Origin of the sequence: Pseudomonas sp. 21LCFQ02, from assembly GCF_024129895.2 — a bacterium.
Lineage (GTDB): Bacteria > Pseudomonadota > Gammaproteobacteria > Pseudomonadales > Pseudomonadaceae > Aquipseudomonas.
On the sequence record NZ_CM178749.1, the window covers coordinates 3,895,350 to 3,911,489 of the forward strand.

15 protein-coding genes are annotated in these 16,140 nt (G+C 61.8%); 7 read left to right on the forward strand and 8 right to left on the reverse strand.

What is annotated here, in order from left to right; genetic code table 11:
* Positions 1–53 precede the first annotated feature (53 nt).
* The 8 genes from NJC40_RS17555 to NJC40_RS17590 form a co-directional block, all read right to left on the reverse strand.
* Complete coding sequence (locus NJC40_RS17555) at positions 54–3,695, reverse strand: transporter substrate-binding domain-containing protein (protein WP_253140457.1); 3,642 nt, start codon at positions 3,693–3,695, stop codon at positions 54–56.
* Positions 3,692–4,318, reverse strand: coding sequence for a response regulator transcription factor (locus NJC40_RS17560; RefSeq protein WP_253140458.1), 627 nt, complete (start codon positions 4,316–4,318; stop codon positions 3,692–3,694). Before NJC40_RS17560 ends, NJC40_RS17555 begins: the two co-directional genes overlap by 4 nt.
* A gap of 303 nt (positions 4,319–4,621) precedes the next feature.
* Complete coding sequence (locus tag NJC40_RS17565) at positions 4,622–5,008, reverse strand: response regulator (protein ID WP_253140459.1); 387 nt, start codon at positions 5,006–5,008, stop codon at positions 4,622–4,624.
* 377 nt (positions 5,009–5,385) lie between these two features.
* Positions 5,386–6,720, reverse strand: a complete 1,335-nt coding sequence (locus NJC40_RS17570; protein WP_253110638.1) for a deoxyguanosinetriphosphate triphosphohydrolase — start codon at positions 6,718–6,720, stop codon at positions 5,386–5,388.
* Between the two features lie 71 nt (positions 6,721–6,791).
* Positions 6,792–7,964 (reverse strand): EAL domain-containing protein, encoded by a 1,173-nt coding sequence (locus NJC40_RS17575; RefSeq protein WP_253110641.1) that lies wholly within the window; start codon positions 7,962–7,964, stop codon positions 6,792–6,794.
* A 99-nt stretch (positions 7,965–8,063) separates the two neighbouring features.
* Positions 8,064–8,414: a hypothetical protein gene (locus NJC40_RS17580; RefSeq protein ID WP_045490246.1), complete on the reverse strand. Its 351-nt coding sequence runs from the start codon at positions 8,412–8,414 to the stop codon at positions 8,064–8,066.
* Positions 8,411–8,803, reverse strand: a complete 393-nt coding sequence (locus NJC40_RS17585; protein ID WP_045490247.1) for a phage holin family protein — start codon at positions 8,801–8,803, stop codon at positions 8,411–8,413. Before NJC40_RS17585 ends, NJC40_RS17580 begins: the two co-directional genes overlap by 4 nt.
* A gap of 4 nt (positions 8,804–8,807) precedes the next feature.
* Positions 8,808–9,122, reverse strand: a complete 315-nt coding sequence (locus NJC40_RS17590) for an ElaB/YgaM/YqjD family protein (protein ID WP_045490249.1) — start codon at positions 9,120–9,122, stop codon at positions 8,808–8,810.
* 339 nt (positions 9,123–9,461) lie between these two features.
* Here NJC40_RS17590 and NJC40_RS17595 point away from each other — a divergent pair, with 339 nt between their 5' ends.
* The 7 genes from NJC40_RS17595 to pcaK all read left to right on the forward strand — a co-directional run bounded on the left by NJC40_RS17595 (position 9,462) and on the right by pcaK (position 16,133).
* On the forward strand, positions 9,462–10,670 hold the full coding sequence (locus tag NJC40_RS17595; protein WP_045490252.1) for an ammonium transporter: 1,209 nt from the start codon (positions 9,462–9,464) through the stop codon (positions 10,668–10,670).
* An 86-nt stretch (positions 10,671–10,756) separates the two neighbouring features.
* A complete protein-coding gene (locus NJC40_RS17600) occupies positions 10,757–11,842 on the forward strand; it encodes an acyltransferase family protein (protein ID WP_045490255.1) in 1,086 nt (361 codons plus the stop codon).
* Positions 11,843–12,058: 216 nt separating this feature from the next.
* Positions 12,059–12,310, forward strand: a complete 252-nt coding sequence (locus NJC40_RS17605) for a glutaredoxin family protein (RefSeq protein ID WP_045490256.1) — start codon at positions 12,059–12,061, stop codon at positions 12,308–12,310.
* Positions 12,307–13,236 (forward strand): pca operon transcription factor PcaQ, encoded by a 930-nt coding sequence (gene pcaQ, locus NJC40_RS17610; RefSeq protein WP_253140460.1) that lies wholly within the window; start codon positions 12,307–12,309, stop codon positions 13,234–13,236. Before NJC40_RS17605 ends, pcaQ begins: the two co-directional genes overlap by 4 nt.
* A 137-nt stretch (positions 13,237–13,373) precedes the next feature.
* On the forward strand, positions 13,374–14,093 hold the full coding sequence (pcaH, locus tag NJC40_RS17615; RefSeq protein ID WP_253110665.1) for a protocatechuate 3,4-dioxygenase subunit beta: 720 nt from the start codon (positions 13,374–13,376) through the stop codon (positions 14,091–14,093).
* A gap of 10 nt (positions 14,094–14,103) precedes the next feature.
* Positions 14,104–14,706 carry a protocatechuate 3,4-dioxygenase subunit alpha gene (gene pcaG, locus NJC40_RS17620; protein WP_253140461.1) on the forward strand — a complete coding sequence of 201 codons (603 nt, stop codon included), beginning with the start codon at positions 14,104–14,106 and terminating at the stop codon, positions 14,704–14,706.
* A 77-nt stretch (positions 14,707–14,783) separates the two neighbouring features.
* Positions 14,784–16,133, forward strand: coding sequence for a 4-hydroxybenzoate transporter PcaK (gene pcaK, locus NJC40_RS17625; protein ID WP_045490265.1), 1,350 nt, complete (start codon positions 14,784–14,786; stop codon positions 16,131–16,133).
* Positions 16,134–16,140: the final 7 nt, after the last annotated feature.

Consider the following 16,140-nt stretch of genomic DNA (forward strand, 5'->3'; position numbering starts at 1 on the left):
TTAGAGGCCCCTTTCAGGCCCTTAGGGTGTATCCGTTCAGGCCGGGGTATCGCTCAGCTTTTGCGCAACTGCTCCTGCAGCTGTTTTTCCAGCGTCTGCATGACGGCATCAAGGTGCTGCTGGCAGGCTCTGACTTGGCCTGTTGCCGCGACCGGGGTGCAGGCCCGCTCCAGAGCTTCGCAGGCTTCGACCAAGGGGGTCGCACAGATGATCCGCGCTGCGCCCTTGATCCGGTGGGCCATGGCCTGGAGGTCCGGGCGCTGGTGATGCGGGTCGAGGCCGATCAGCGCCTGACGGTCCTGCTGGTTGCTGTCGAGCAACTGGCGCAGCAGTCGCCGGGTCATCTCGTTGCGTCCTGCGGTCAGCTTTTCGAGGCTGCCCGGGTCGAACAGCAGCGCTCTGGCACCGTGCTCTGGTGCCGCTGCAAGGCTTGCCAGTCGCTCACCCAGCACGCCCAGGCCGATCGGTTTGAACAGGCAGTCATCCATGCCGGCGTCCCGGCAGCGCTGGATTTCTTCCGGTTGAGCGTTGGCGGTGAAGCCCCAGATGATGCACGGCAAGCGTTGCTCAAGCAGCTCCTGATCGCGGATCGCAGCAGTCAGTTCATAGCCATTCATCACTGGCATGTTGCAGTCGACCATCAGCAGATCGAAATCGGTTTGCTGCCACAGCTGCAGGCCGACCTTGCCATGTTCTGCGCTCTGGCAGCGATGGCCGAGAAACTCCAACTGCTGGGTCAGCACCATCCGGTTGGCCGGATGGTCGTCGACCACCAGAATGTTCAGCGCACGTGTTGGGGGCGAAACGGCAGGCAATATGACGGACGTCTCCTGCGCAGCGGGTTGGTCAGTTGCCAGCCGCTCCAGCATCAGTTCGAAGGTCACACAGGTGCCTTGCCCTGGACGGCTTTGCAAGTGCAGCTTGCCGCCCATCATGGTGCACAGCGTGCGGCAGATGACCAGGCCCAGGCCGGCGCCGCTGCGCGGCATTTGTCCGTTGTTCTCAACCTGGGCGAAGGGTTCGAACAGGCGTTGCTGGTCGCTGGCGCTGATGCCGATGCCGCTGTCCTGAACGCTCAGTTTCAGGTCCAGGTGTTCATGGCTCGATTGCTTGCCGGCTTGCAGCGTGACGCGCACCTGGCCGGTCGCGGTGAACTTGATTGCGTTGCTGATCAGGTTGGATAGAACCTGCTTGAAGCGCAACGGGTCAATCAGCACGTCAACGTCGAGCCGGCTGTCGAATTCAAGTTTCAGTGCAAGGTTTTTCTGTTGCGCCAGGCCTTCGAACATGCGCACCACCGCGCCGCTGAGCAGGCGCAGGCGGGCGCGTTCAGGGTTGAGGCTCAATTGCCCGGCCTCGATACGCGCGATATCGAGAATGTCGCCGATCAGTTCCAGCAGGTCATTGGCCGAACTGTAGGCCACCTCGATGGCCGGGCGCTCCAGTTGTCCTTGGTCAGCGCGCTTGAGGGCCAGCTCAAGCATGCCGATCACGGCGTTCATCGGGGTGCGGATTTCGTGGCTCATGGTCGCCAGGAAGGTGCTTTTTGCCCGGTTGGCGTTATCGGCGCTGTCTTTGGCGGCCTGCAGGTCTTCGAGCAACTGACGCCGCTCGCTGATATCGATCCAGCCACCGATGATGCCTTGCATCTCACCCAGCGAGTCGTGAAATGGCAGGATCCAGTGATAGATGGTCAGCCGTCGCTGGCCGATGTGCAGAGGCCGGTCGGTGATCAGCGGCGTGCCGCTGGCCATCACCTGGCGATAATCCTCGGCGTACTGCCGTGCCTGGTCCGGGTCGCTCAGCACGCCCTCGGTGACGGTGTGGCCGATGACCTGGTCGCGCTGCGTTGCAAAGGTTTGTAGATAGCTGTCGTTGCACAGCCGCAGGCGGCCTTCGCGGTCGCGAACGTAGAGCGGATGCGGGGTGCCGTCGAGCATCGCGCCCATGAACTGCAGTTGATCGCTCAACGCGCGTTCGGCGGCTTTGCGCTGGCTGATCTGGCGGCGCATCCAGGCGTTCCAGGCCAGCAGCGCCAGAAGCGTCACGCCCGCGCCGAGCAGCACGCGGTAGAGCAGCGGCCGGTAGTCATGGTGATTGGCCGCGCTGCTCCAGGTTCGCCAGCGATCGTGGATGCTGGCCATTTCCTGTGGCGTGATGCTGACCAGCGCCTTGTTGATGATCGCGGCGAGTTCCGGGTTATTGCTGCGGCTGGCCAGGCTAATCAGGGCTGGGGCTTCACCGGCGGTGGCAGTGATGTGCAGACGATTTTCGAATTCGGGTGCCGATAGCAGGTAATTGGCGCTGAGCAGCGGCATGACCACCCCTTCGACCTGGCCGCGCATCAGCAGCGTCAGGGCCTGGTGTGCGCTGTCGTAGGGGGTCTGTTCAATCAGTCGATGGTGTTGGGCAAGCCAGGCTTGCAGGGTGTCGGAGCCGGCGACGGCGAGGCGCTTGCCGCTGAGTTGCTGCAACAGGGTTGGCTGATCCTCGCCCAGCCGGGTGACCAGTACAAAAGCGTTGTCCAGGTACGGGCGGCTGTAAGTCAGCTGTCCGCCAAGCGCTTGATCCGGCAGCAGAGCAGCGATCAGGTCAGCTTCCTCGCGGGCCAGTTGCTGGGCCATGTCTTGCGCGCTGCTGGCCGGGCGAATGTCGAACTGCAGGCCAGTGCGCAGGCGCAGCAGGTCCAGTACATCAGCGCTGACGCCACGCAGGTTGCCGGTGTTGTCGAAGAAGCTCAGCGGCGCATCGGCAGGGTCGACGACGACGCGCAGTTTTGGATGTCGGCTGATCCAGGCGTGTTCGGCGGCGCTCAGCTGCAGGCTCTGGTCTGACGGCGCGAGGTCGTCTGCGGCATTCCAGCGCCGCGCAATGTCGTTGCGTGTTTCGCTTGGGATGGCCCGCAGTGTGCGGTTGAGAATCTCCAGCAGGTCAGGATTGTCGTGGCGCACGGCAAAACCAAAGCCACTGGCTTCGTGCTTGCCGAAGCGCGCCATGCGGATGTTATTGAGATAACCGTGGTTGATCACGTAGCGGGTCGAGATGGTGTCGCCGAGAAACACATCGGCCTGACCGAACGCCACGGCGTTGATGGCACTGCGAAACGACGGGTAGGTCTGTAGTATCGCGCCTGGGTACTGGGTCTGGACCTCGTCGGGCGGCAGATAGTGATAGACCATGCTCAGGCGCAGACCCGCAAGGCCGGCGCTTAGTGGCCGGGTATCGTCGCTGTGGCTGACCAGCACCGGCTGATCCGTTGCGTAGGGCAGCGACAGGCTGATGCCGCTGTCAATCGCCTCGAAGCGGTTGGCGCTGCCCAGCAGGTCGATACGTCCCTGTTTAAGTGCGTCGATGGCTGCACTGCGGCTTTCGAAGCGCAGGGTCCGGACCGGCACGTTGAGCGCCTGGGAGATGACGCTGGCGTAGTCGGCGCTGATCCCTTCGTAGTCACGGCCTGAAACGCTGATGTCGAACGGCGGATAATCGGGGGCCGAGGTGCCAAGGACCAGCTCGTGGCGCTCGGCCAGCCAGCGCTGCTGATGGTTGCTCAGTGGCGGTGATATCGCCACCGGCCCGGTGCGCCCCAGCAAGGTGTAAGGATCGGGGTTGCCGAGCGCCGAGGTGGCCACCAGGATCAGTAACAGGCAGATGGCTGGCTTGGCAGGTTCAAGGCATCTTGATATCAGCATATTCATACCAACGAATTGCGTTTTGCCATGTCGATAAGTTCTACCAGGGTTCGGGTTCTGAGCTTCTGCATGAGGCGGGTTTTATAGGTGCTGACCGTCTTGTTGCTGAGAAACATGCCTTTGGCGATTTCCTTGTTGGAGCGTCCCTGGGCAAATAACTGAAGTACCATCAATTCGCGATCATTGACCAGTTTGAACAGTTCGATTTCGCTGGGCTTGCCATCTTCTCCGGGGGACGCACTAAGTGCCTGGCTGGGGAAGTAATTGTAGCCGGATAATACCGCTTTGACCGAGCTGAGCAGTTCGCTGAGGTCTTCCTGTTTGCACACATAACCGGCCGCGCCCGACTGCATGCAGCGGATGGCGAACAGACTGGGGGTCTGGGAGGTCAGGACCAGAATCTTCGAAGGCAGCCCCATGGCGTTGAAGCGGGCCAGCACTTCCAGGCCATCAAGCTTGGGAATGCTGATGTCGAGAATGATCAGGTCAGGCATGCACTCGCGGACCATCTGCATGGCGTCTACGCCGTTATCGGTCTCGCCGACCACTTCATAGTTTTCGTTTTCCAGCAGCATACGTACGGCCAGACGAATGACCGGATGATCGTCGATGATAAAAACTGAGTTCATAATTAAATCCATACAGGCAGCGAAGAAAGCGCGCACATTAGCTCAGATGTTTAGCGAGTCACATGAATGAATCCGGTCTGTTGATATATATAGGAAAGTTCCTACAGCAATTAAAGTATCGGCGTACGAAATGACCCCGATGTTCAGGGGATTGTTTAATGGCGCGTCAGTATCAGGGGGCTAAAAGATGGCTAGATAAGATCATCGTTTAATGCACTAAACAGCGTCTGGAAGTGAGGCGGAGTTGAGTGCTATGGGTCGTAATAAGGTTAGTGGCCGGCGAGGCTGTACCGCGCGGGTTGCTCAAGGTGCATCGAGCAAGCGGGCCAGATCGGCAGCGCGCAGCGGTTTGCTCAGGCAGCCCAGCAGCGGTAGCGCGCGGCGTCGGGCGGTGTGTTCGAGCTGCAGCAGGCCCTCTTCGGTCAGACCGCTGAAGATGATCGCCTGGCGTACCAGCCCTTTACGCCAGGCCTGGCCGACCAGCTCCAGCCCTGGCAGGTCGGGCAGGCGCTGATCGCAGAGCAGCAGGTCGTAAGGCGTGTGGCTGCGCTCAAGCGCGGCGAAGGCTTCGGCGGCGTTAAGGGCCGGCGTGAGCAGAAAATAGCCCTGATTGTTGAGCAACGCTTGGGTGGCGATCAACTGGAACGGATGATCTTCCACCAGCAGGATCCGCAGGTTGTGTCTGGGCATTGGTTTTCCGGGGCATTCTGGTACCGGCTGCCCAATGTTCAGGCCAGCTGTGCGGCAGGTGGGAACAGGGCATCTCTAAAAACTACCAACTGGCTGGACGCCTGCGGCGCTACGCGCGCCATCGCTGCGTTGAAAACCGGCTCAAAATGCTCATTTACAAGCCGTAAAGTCGAACGCGACTCCGACCGTTTTTCACCGGTTTTCGCCTTGCGCTGGCTGCTTCGCCTACGTTTTTAGAGGTGCCCAACAGTATTGAATGCCGGGATTATTCAGAAAACTTTGCTTACAGGGCGATAGGAGAATTCTGGTGGGTTTGTAGGAAACGTCTGAAGATGCAAAGCGGGCCGGGGTGATGCTGGATCCCCGGCCTGTTCCGCTCAGCGATGATGCCCCGCGCCGCCGGTCATTTCCTGAGCCATTTCGCTGGCATAGCTGTCGGTCATGCCGGCAATGAAGTCGATCATGCGCAGAAACGCGCTGTGCAGTGGGGCATCGGCTGCCGGCGCGCTGCTACCCAGCAGGTCGAGAATGCGCCGATGCTTGAACGACGGGGTGCGCCCGCCGAATTGCTCCACCGCAGCGCCACAGAAGGCATTGAGCAGCACTTCCAGGGTGGTGTAGGCGCCGATCTCGAGCAGGGTCTTGCGCTTGTCCTGGAAGATCTTCTTGCGTGCCATGTCCTTGGCATTGAGGACACAGCGTTTGGCCGGACCGTGCATATGCTCGACCAGATCGCCTTCCAGCGTGCCGTCAAGCAGCGCCTGTTGCTGTTCGACAAAGGCCTGGGCCGCCGCATTGGTCAGGTGCTCGATGGCCTTGCCACGCAGAATCGCCAGCTTGCGCCGCCGGGAGTCGTCGGCACCTAGTTGCCGATAGGTGTCGGGCAGGTCGTCACCGACCAGGTCCAGCAGCAGGGCTTCGACTTCGCTGTATTGCAGCAGGTCCATCTCCAGCCCGTCTTCCAGATCGATCAGGGCGTAGCAGATGTCGTCGGCCGCTTCCATCAGATAGACCAGCGGATGGCGCGCCCAGCGTTGATCTTCGACTTGCGGGATGCCCAGCTTGTTGGCGATCTGCTCAAGCACCGGCAGCTCGCTCTGGTAGCAACCGAACTTGTGTTTTTTATAGCCTAGCGAGTCGGCGTGGCGCGCGGTCCACGGGTATTTGAGGTAGGTGCCCAGGGTCGCGTAGGTCAGGCGCATCCCGCCATCGAACTGGTGATATTCCAGTTGGGTGAGCACCCGCAGGCCCTGGGCATTGCCTTCGAAGTTGAGAAAGTCCAGCCGCTCGGTGTCACTCATGCCATCGAGCCAGCCGCGCCCGGCCGCCTGTTTGAACCAGTTGCGAATGGCGTCTTCGCCGGAGTGGCCAAAGGGCGGGTTGCCGATGTCATGGGCCAGGCACGCCGACTGCACGATCATCCCCAGATCACTGGGTTCGCACCAGTCCGGCAGGCTGGCGCGCAGGGTTTCGCCCACCCGCATGCCGAGCGAGCGGCCCACACAGCTGACTTCCAGCGAGTGGGTCAGACGGGTATGGATATGGTCGTTGCTCGACATCGGATGCACCTGGGTCTTGCGCCCCAGACGCCGGAACGCGCCGGAAAAGATGATCCGGTCATGGTCCTTGTGAAACGGACTGCGCCCCAGTTCTTCGGGGCTGTGCAGCGGTTTGCCGAGTCGTTCGCGGTTAAGCAGGGTCTGCCAGTCCAAGGCCATTGCTCCGTCTGTTCACAAACCCCTAGCTTCCCGGTTCAAGGCGCAGGCTGCAAGGGGCAGGGCGCTCATAACCCGGCGGCATCGATGTCGATCAACAGCAAGCGCTGGCCGGCGTCGAAGAACTGCCCGGCGGTCAGGCAGTACTGGTTGCTGGTCGCGTCGCGATAGGTGGTAGAGAGAATCAGCCGGCGTTCTTCCCAACCCTCGGCCAGCAGGTGGTAGAAGTAGGGCCGCCACGACCAGTTATGCCCCACGTAGCGGCTATCGGCCTGCCAGGTGCCGTTGCGCCACTCCAGATTCGGGGTGAGCTGGGTGCCATGCCGGTCGCACTGATAAAAGCGCAGCAACCAAGGGTATTCTTCGGGGCGGGCCAGCTCGTTGAGTTCGCTGCCCGGCAGTTCGTTTAGCGTCCAGCGTTGCAGTGCGCTCATCAGTGCGGCCAGCTTGCGCCGCAGCACCATCAGCCTGGCGCGCTCGGCCACTTTAGCCAGCACGTAACGATCGCGCAGCACGGCAAAGGCGTTGACGAAACTGTCGGCAGCGAAGAAATCCGGTTCGGCGCGGGCGAACAGAAAGCCCTGCACATAGCGTGCACCGCACTCCAGGGCAAAATGCAGCTCGGCCTCGGTCTCGACACCTTCGGCAATGATCCAGCAGCCGGTTTTTTCGGCCATCTGCGCCAGCGCACGTACCACATCGCTGCTCGGGCCACCGCGGGCCGCCGCCTGAAACAGACGCATGTCGAGCTTGAGAATGTCCGGCTGCAGGGCCAGCACCCGATCCAGCTGCGAATAGCCGGCACCAAAGTCGTCGATGGCGATCCGTGCCCCGGCTTCGCGGTAGCGCCTGACGACCTCGCTCAGGCGCTGGATATCACCGCCCAGTTCGGTGATTTCAAACACGATCCGTTGCGCCGCCACGCCATGGCGCTGCAACTGCTCAAGGCTTGGCAGTGGCGCGCCGGGTGTCAGGCTGCTGATCCAGCGCGGCGACATGTTCAGGCTCAGAAACCAGTCCTGCGGCGCCAGATGCAAGCGGCTCAGCGCATCATCACGAATCAGTCGGTCCAGTTGGCGCAGGCTGTCGGCCGATTGGGCGGGGTCATTGAACAGTGGCCCTACCGAATGCAGTTGGCCTTGCTCATCGCGCAGCCGACCCAGTGCTTCGATACCGGCGATTCGCCCCGTAGCGGTGTCGATGAAGGGCTGGAAGCAGGCAATGGGTTGCCCCGTGATCACATGACACTCCTTGCGCACATAATAAAAAACCGCGCGGTGCAGATGCTGCGCAGCGCGGTCAATGTGATCGTGTGTTGCAAGACAGAGGCCAAACAGCCATCAGGGCTTGCGGGTACGGCTCTGGATCGCCAGTTTGATCAATGGCATCAGGGTTACCCCTAGACGTATCAGCCGAGCCAGGCCGCCGCCACCTTGGCGGGGTGGCTTGTTGGCGCCGCGACCGCCGAGAAACCCCAGCAGCGCGACGGCGCCCACGCCCCATAACGGCGCATGGCGAATCCCCAACGAGCCCGGCAACCCTTGAGCCATGCCGCGCACCCGGCGCAGCGGTTGCAGGACCTGTGTCGACTCGTGGCGGATTTCCTGACGATGCATTTCCATGCGCAGGCGTACCAGTGCCTTGCGCAGTTCCCGGCGGGTATTGCCTTGATGAGACTTCGGTTCACTCATGGCAGCAATCGCTCACGGTCGTTGGCCAGCTCTTCGAGGGTTGCGCTGAACGGCGAGGACTCGTCGAAGATCGCCGCGCGCAGGCGCAAGCCACAGAACACGGCGGCCAGGAAATAAAACACGCACAGGCCGATGATACCGACCAAGCGATAACTGTCCCATAGCACGATCAACAGCAGCGCCGAGAGACCGGTGAGCAGCAGCAGGCCGAATACCAGGGCGAGACCGGCAAACAGCAGCAGGCTCACCGTGCGGGCTTTCTGCTCTTGCAGCTCGATGCCGAACAGCTCGACATGACTGTGCAGCAAGCCTAGAAACGCGGCGCCCAGGCGCCGTGGCGCAGACCCCGGTTGCTCGGCCTGGGCGGCGGATTCGTTTTGCCCGTGCATGGCCTTAACGCCTGGAGGCCAGCAGGCCGATCAGAAAACCGACCCCGGCGGCGATGCCCACCGACTGCCAGGGATTGTTTTGCACATAATCTTCGGTCGCCTGCACCGCCGCTTCACCGCGCTGACGCAGCGAGTCCTCGGTCAGTTGCAGGGTTTCACGGGCGCGCTCAAGGCTGTCCTTAATCTGGTCACGCAATTGGTCGGCCTGTTCACCGGCCAGCGAGGCGGTGTGGTCAAGGAGTTTTTCGGTGTCGGCAACCAGGGTCTGGAAGTCGGCCAGCAGGATTTCCTGGGCGGTCTGGGCAGTACGGCGGGCCATGGTGTTCTCCGTGAAATGGCGTGTCTGGGTTCAGAGTATGGCGTGTTGCAGAAGGTTCATTTGAATTGAATCAGTGTGTTTTTCATAGCGGCTGGTACAGCTTTTGCTTCGTCATGGTGCGTCAACGCCGCTGGCTGCGCCAGATAGGCGCGCCTGCCAGGCGCAAACCTTACGCCAAACTTTAATAACCGGGAAACATCCTGAGCTTTTTTCGTTTCGTGCTCGTTATCAGAGCACGGCCTATGGATCGGGGAGTCCGTGCGCTGCTCCAGTTCGGTGCGCGCGGATGCAGAACGTCTCGCTTTGGTGCTTCCAAGAACTTGCAGGTCTGCCTTCGCAATGGAAAATTTGCACAGCGCCGTGGACACTCTGGTCCATAGTTCCAACACCTTGTTTCTGTTGCTCGGGGCCGTCATGGTCCTGGCCATGCATGCCGGGTTCGCCTTTCTTGAAGTCGGTACGGTCCGGCAGAAGAATCAGGTCAATGCCCTGTCGAAAATCCTCAGCGATTTCGCGGTATCGGCGGTGGCGTATTTCTTTATCGGCTACTGGATCTCCTACGGCGTGACCTTCATGCAGCCGGCGGCGGTGATCAATGCCGACCATGGTTACGGGCTGGTCAAATTCTTTTTCCTGCTGACCTTTGCCGCTGCGATACCGGCCATCATTTCCGGCGGCATTGCCGAACGTGCGCGGTTCGTCCCGCAGCTGTGCGCCACTGCGTTGATCGTGGCGTTCGTCTATCCGTTCTTCGAAGGCATGATCTGGAACGGCAACTATGGCCTGCAGGCCTGGTTACAAGCCAGCTTCGGTGCCAGCTTCCATGATTTTGCCGGCTCTGTGGTGGTGCACGCCATGGGTGGCTGGCTGGCGCTGGCGGCGGTGTTGCTGCTGGGTTCGCGTAACGGCCGCTATCGCGACGGTCGCCTGGTGGCTTACCCGCCGTCGAGCATTCCGTTTCTGGCCCTGGGTTCGTGGATCCTCATCGTCGGCTGGTTTGGTTTTAACGTGATGAGTGCCCAGACCCTGCCTGCAGTCAGTGGTCTGGTGGCGGTCAATTCATTGATGGCGATGGTCGGCGGCACCCTGGCGGCCTTGATCGTTGGCCGCAATGACCCGGGCTTTTTGCACAACGGCCCGTTGGCCGGGCTGGTGGCGATCTGTGCCGGCTCTGACCTGATGCACCCGGTTGGCGCACTGGTCACCGGCGCGATTGCTGGCGCGATGTTCGTCTGGTGCTTCACCGCCGCCCAGGTGCGCTGGAAGATCGACGATGTGCTGGGTGTCTGGCCGCTGCACGGCATCTGCGGCGTCTGGGGCGGTATCGCTTGCGGAATCTTTGGCCAGCAGGCACTCGGCGGGCTGGGCGGCGTCAGCCTGATCAGCCAGTTGATCGGCAGCCTGCTCGGTGTCGTGGTGGCGCTGGCCGGCGGCTTTGCCGTGTATGGCCTGCTCCGGTTCACCGTCGGCCTGCGCCTGAACCAGGAGCAGGAGTACTACGGCGCCGACCTGTCGATCCACAAGATCGGTGCGGTCAGCCAGGACTGAAACCGGCAATAGCTGCCAGCCTTGCTATGCTCTAGCCGCAAGATGAGGAGCGATCCTCGGCGAATCGGGTAGTGCATGAGGTGGGCATGGAGCGGCTGTTTTCCCTGCAAGGGCTCAGGGGCCTGGCAGTACTGGGCGTTGTGCTGTTTCACATGACCTCGGTCGAGGCCAAATACGCCGGTGGTGATCGTCTGCTGCCGGCGTGGCTGGATTTTTTCCAGTTGGGCGTTGACCTGTTTTTCGTGATCAGCGGCTTTGTGATGGTGATCGTCAGCCGCGGACGCTTTCAGGACCGTGTGCAGGCCCAGCGCTTTGTCTTCAACCGCGTGTCGCGGATCTACCCGACCTACTGGCTGTACTACTTCCTGACCCTGGCGGTGTTTCTCGCGCAGCCAGGCATGGTCAATAGCAGCCACGGTGAGTCCAACCTGCTGCTGTCGTTCTTGCTGCTGCCCAGTGACAAGGTGCTGCTGGTCATGGTCGCCTGGTCGCTGGTGTTCGAGCTTTGGTTCTATCTGGTGTTCAGCGCGTTGCTGCCCTTGCGCGAACGCTGGCTGCCCGCCGCACTGGCGGTCTGGGCGCTGATTCTGTTGGTGTTCAACAGCCTGCAGGACTGGCGGGACTACTCGCCGGCGGTACAAATCATGCTGCACCCGCATGCGCTGGAATTCATCGCTGGTGCAGCGCTGGCGCTGTTCTTTTACAGCCCGCACAGTGCGCGGCTGCCGGATCGACTGGTCTGGGCAATGCTGCTGCTGGCCACGCTGGTGGGCATGCCGCTTGTTGGCTATTGGCACCTTTACCAGAGTCATGGCCTGCCACGCATGCTGGCTGTAGCGCTGGTGTTCGGTGCGCTGGTGTTGAGTATGGTGCTGCTGGAGCGCCGTGCTCATTTGCGCTTGAGCACAGCGCTGGTGGCGGTTGGGGATATGTCCTACACCATTTACCTGTCGCACCTGCTGGTGCTCGGGGTGATCGGCCGACTGTGGGCGTGGCTGGGGCCGTGGCCGGGCAGCTATCTCGACAACGTCGGTTTTGCGCTGCTGATGATGGCGGCGGTGCTGTGTTATGGCTGGGTCGGCTATCGGTTGTTTGAAAAGCCGATCCTGGATCGGGCCAATGCGTACTGCAAAAAGCGTTTTGCGAGGCGGGCGCCGGTGGCTTCGGTTTAGCGGCAACTTCACTGATTATGGTGATCGTTCGGCCGCCTTTGGGCGCTTGCTCTGTCGATGTGCCACAGCATTCGTTGGCTTGCCGGGGTGCCGGACCACAGCGAAGACGGCGGCACATTCACAGCAGATGCTCGCCCCGCCAACCTCGACGCGTTCCCGGACCCGGCATAGAATAACGCTGTTCGCCGTATATCTTGCTGCTTGCAGGTACCTGTCATGCCTCCCGAATGTCAATTTTTAAGCACCCTCGGCTGCCACCTGTGCGAACTGGCCGAAGCCGAGCTGATGCCGTTGGTCGAGCACGGCCTGTTGGTCGAACTGCTGGACATTGCCGATGACCCGCAACTGGTCGAGCGCTACGGTCTGCGCATCCCGGTACTGCGCCGGATCGATACCGGCGCCGAACTGGACTGGCCCTTCGACACCGAGCAGATCGCCTTTTTCCTCAGCCGGCCGGCGTCGCGGTGAACATCGACACGCGGATCAAATACCGCCATCTGGTCTGTTTTCTCGAAGTCGCCCGCCAGGGCAGCCTGGCCAAAGCTGCCGATCAGTTGGCGATCAGTCAACCGGCGCTGTCCAAGGCACTCAAGGAGCTGGAAGGGCTGCTCGATGCCACGCTGTTTCTGCGCGGCAAGCATGGCGCCACGCTGACCGAGGCCGGGGTGGCCTTCATGCGTTTTGCCGGGCCCAGCGTCCAGGCGCTGCGCGAAGGGGTCAACAGCCTGCGCTCTGGCGAGCATGAAACCGCGACCGTGCGGCTGGGGGTATTGTCCACCGCTGAAAGCCTGCTGATGCCCGAAGTCATCGCTCGTCTGCATGAGCAGCACCCGGCCTTGATCGTCAGTGTCATGACCGGGCCCAGTGCCTACCTGCTGGCGCAGCTGCGGGTCGGTGAACTGGACCTGGTGGTCGGGCGGATGACCGATAGCCCGCAGATTCATGGCCTCAGTTTCGAGCATCTGTATAACGAGTCCATGACCCTGGTGGCGCGCCCGGCGCATCCATTGCTGGCGGCGCCGCTGCGCCGGGAAAGCCTGCAGGATTATCCGCTGGTGCTGCCTTTGGCCGGCACCACCATTCGCGCCTTTGCCGACAGCCTGTTCGTGCAGTACGGCATCCAGCCGCCGCGCCAGCGTCTGGAAACCCTGTCGTTGACCTTGAGCCGCTGCTACGTGGAGCGCAGCAATGCGATCTGGATCGCGCCGCTGGATGCGGTCTTGCAGGAACTGCGCAACGGCACGCTGGTGGAACTGGACCTGGGCATTCGCGAGCCGGGCGGCTCGGTGGGAATGTGCAGTAATCCGGCCGTGCCGCTGTCACGGGCGGCGCTGTGGTGCGTCGAGCAACTGCGGCAGGTCGGCGGGGCATACCGTGACGGGCTTTACGCCTGATTATCCATAACCAAAAGGTTATGGATTGCCCCAGACTTTTCAATTTTCGCAACCTTCGAATCGCGTGACACTGCGCCCAGCCTGATGCGCAGCCCATGGTTGTGCGTCCGATAACAACAACTTCAAGGACCCAAGCCATGTCTGTTGCCGACAACAGCCGCTTCGTCATTCGCGATCGAAACTGGCACCCCAAAGCTCTGACCCCTGACTACAAAACCTCCGTGCTGCGCTCGCCGCGCCAGGCCCTGGTGAGCATCGGCCAGTCGATCTCGGAAACCACCGGCCCGGATTTCTCCCATCTGATTCTCGGCCGTCACGACAATGATCTGCTGCTCAACTTCGACCATGGCGGCCTGCCGATTGGCGAGCGCATCATCGTCGCCGGCCGGGTGATCGATCAGTATGGCAAGCCGGTGCCCAACACCCTGGTGGAGATCTGGCAGGCCAACGCCGGTGGTCGCTATCGGCACAAGCGTGACAGCTACCTGGCGCCGATCGACCCGAACTTCGGCGGTGTCGGCCGGACCCTGACCGACCGCGATGGCAACTACAGTTTCAGGACCATCAAGCCAGGCCCGTACCCGTGGCGCAACGGTCCCAACGACTGGCGTCCGGCGCATATCCATGTCTCGGTCAGTGGTCCGTCGATTGCCACCCGGCTGATTACCCAGTTGTATTTCGAAGGCGACCCGTTGATCCCGCTGTGCCCGATCGTCAAGTCGATTGCCAATCCTGAGGCTGTGCAGAGCCTGGTGGCGCGGCTGGACATGGGCATGGGCAACCCGATGGATTGCCTGGCCTACCGTTTTGACATCGTGCTGCGCGGCCAGCGCCAGACCCACTTCGAGAATCGCTGAGGAGCTTGTCATGCCTGTTCAATTACTGCCGGAAACCCCGTCGCAAACGGCTGGCCCTTATGTGCATATCGGCCTGGCCCTGGAAGTGGCCGGCAACCCGACCCGCGAGCTGGAAATCTGGAACCAGATGGCCCGTCCCGGTGCTGCCGGCGAACACATTCTGCTGCTGGGGACGGTGCTCGATGGCAATGGCCAGTTGATGCGTGATTCCTATCTTGAATTCTGGCAGGCCGACCATCAGGGGCAGTATCACCGGACCTATGATCCGGCCCGGCCGTTCAACGGTTTTGGCCGCACCGCCACCGGTGATGACGGGGTCTGGCACCTGAAAACTGTCAAGCCGGGTGTGGTCAACAATGCCGCCGGGGTGCCGATGGCGCCGCACATCAACGTGTCGCTGTTCGCGCGCGGTATCAACATTCACTTGCACACCCGCCTGTACTTCGATGATGAAGCCGCCGCCAATGCCAATGACCCGGTGATCAACCTGGTCGAGCAGGTGCAGCGCCGCGATACCCTGGTGGCCAAGCGGTGCACGGTCGACGGGCAACTGGCGTACCGCTTTGACATCCGGGTACAGGGCGAGGGCGAGACGGTGTTTTTCGACTTCTAAAACCATCCTGCGTGCCTGACGCCTCCGCGTTCATTGAACCCGGAGGCTTTCCCATATAAGAACAAAAGGGAACTCATATGACGCTTGGTAAAAGCGCGAGCGGGGGCCAGACCCTCGATGTACAACGCTTCATCAATGACCAGCCGCTGTCGGCCTTCCAGTGGCGGGTGGTGATCCTGTGTTTTCTGATCGTGTTTCTCGATGGCCTGGACACTGCCGCGATGGGCTTTATCGCCCCGGCGCTGAGCCAGGAGTGGGGCATCGAACGCGCCAGCCTTGGCCCGGTGATGAGCGCCGCGTTGATCGGCATGGTCTTCGGCGCGCTGGGCTCCGGTCCCTTGGCCGACCGCTTCGGGCGCAAGCTGGTGCTGGTGGCTGCGGTGTTTCTGTTCGGGCTGTTCAGCCTGTTGTCGGCTTACAGCAGCAACCTCGATCAGTTGCTGATCCTGCGCCTGCTGACCGGTATCGGCCTGGGCGCGGCGATGCCCAACGCCACCACCTTGCTGTCTGAATACACCCCGGAGCGGCTCAAGTCGTTGCTGGTGACCAGCATGTTCTGCGGCTTCAACCTGGGCATGGCTTGTGGCGGCTTCGTCTCGGCGAAACTGATCCCGGCGCTGGGCTGGCACAGCCTTTTGCTGATCGGTGGCCTGCTGCCGCTGCTGTTGGTCCCGGCGCTGATGCTGTGGCTGCCCGAGTCGGCGCGGTTTCTGGTGGTGCGCAACCGCGGTAGCGCCAAGGTGCGCAAAGTGCTGGAGCCCATCGCCCCGGCCGCGCTGGTCGGTGTTACTGACTTCAGTGTGCCGGAGCAAAGCACCGTGAGCAGCCGCAACGTGTTCAAGGTGATCTTTTCCGGGACCTACAGTACCGGCACCTTGCTGCTGTGGCTGACCTATTTCATGGGCCTGGTGATCGTCTATCTGCTGACCAGTTGGCTGCCGACCCTGTTGCGTGACAGTGGCGCGAGCCTGGAGCAGTCGGCAGTGATTGGCGCGCTGTTCCAGTTGGGCGGGGTGCTCAGCGCAGTGGGGGTCGGCTGGGCCATGGACCGTTACAACCCGCACTGGGTGATCGGCATTGCCTACGGGCTGGCCGGGGTGTTTGCCTGGCTGGTGGGCAAGAGCCTTGACAGCGTGTTGCTGCTCGCCAGTCTGGTGCTGGTGGCCGGCATGTGCATCAACGGCGCGCAGTCGGCGATGCCGTCGCTGGCCGCACGCTTCTACCCGACCCAGGGCCGCGCCACCGGCGTGTCATGGATGCTCGGTATCGGCCGCTTCGGCGCGATTCTCGGCGCCTGGGCCGGCGCCACCCTGCTGGGGCTGGGCTGGAACTTCGAGCAGGTACTGACCGCCCTGATCGTGCCAGCCAGCCTGGCGGCGCTGGCGATCCTGCTCAAGGGCCGGGTCAGCCATGCTGATGCAACCTGATCTTTAC

Coding starts and splice junctions, on each gene's coding strand:
- pcaH (WP_253110665.1), top strand. CDS start 13,374: ATGTCTGTTGCCGACAACAGCCGCTTCGTCATTCGCGATCGAAACTGG.
- NJC40_RS17595 (WP_045490252.1), top strand. CDS start 9,462: ATGGAAAATTTGCACAGCGCCGTGGACACTCTGGTCCATAGTTCCAAC.
- NJC40_RS17585 (WP_045490247.1), bottom strand. CDS start 8,803: ATGCACGGGCAAAACGAATCCGCCGCCCAGGCCGAGCAACCGGGGTCT.
- pcaG (WP_253140461.1), top strand. CDS start 14,104: ATGCCTGTTCAATTACTGCCGGAAACCCCGTCGCAAACGGCTGGCCCT.
- NJC40_RS17555 (WP_253140457.1), bottom strand. CDS start 3,695: ATGAATATGCTGATATCAAGATGCCTTGAACCTGCCAAGCCAGCCATC.
- NJC40_RS17590 (WP_045490249.1), bottom strand. CDS start 9,122: ATGGCCCGCCGTACTGCCCAGACCGCCCAGGAAATCCTGCTGGCCGAC.
- pcaK (WP_045490265.1), top strand. CDS start 14,784: ATGACGCTTGGTAAAAGCGCGAGCGGGGGCCAGACCCTCGATGTACAA.
- NJC40_RS17560 (WP_253140458.1), bottom strand. CDS start 4,318: ATGAACTCAGTTTTTATCATCGACGATCATCCGGTCATTCGTCTGGCC.
- NJC40_RS17600 (WP_045490255.1), top strand. CDS start 10,757: ATGGAGCGGCTGTTTTCCCTGCAAGGGCTCAGGGGCCTGGCAGTACTG.
- NJC40_RS17605 (WP_045490256.1), top strand. CDS start 12,059: ATGCCTCCCGAATGTCAATTTTTAAGCACCCTCGGCTGCCACCTGTGC.
- NJC40_RS17565 (WP_253140459.1), bottom strand. CDS start 5,008: ATGCCCAGACACAACCTGCGGATCCTGCTGGTGGAAGATCATCCGTTC.
- NJC40_RS17580 (WP_045490246.1), bottom strand. CDS start 8,414: ATGAGTGAACCGAAGTCTCATCAAGGCAATACCCGCCGGGAACTGCGC.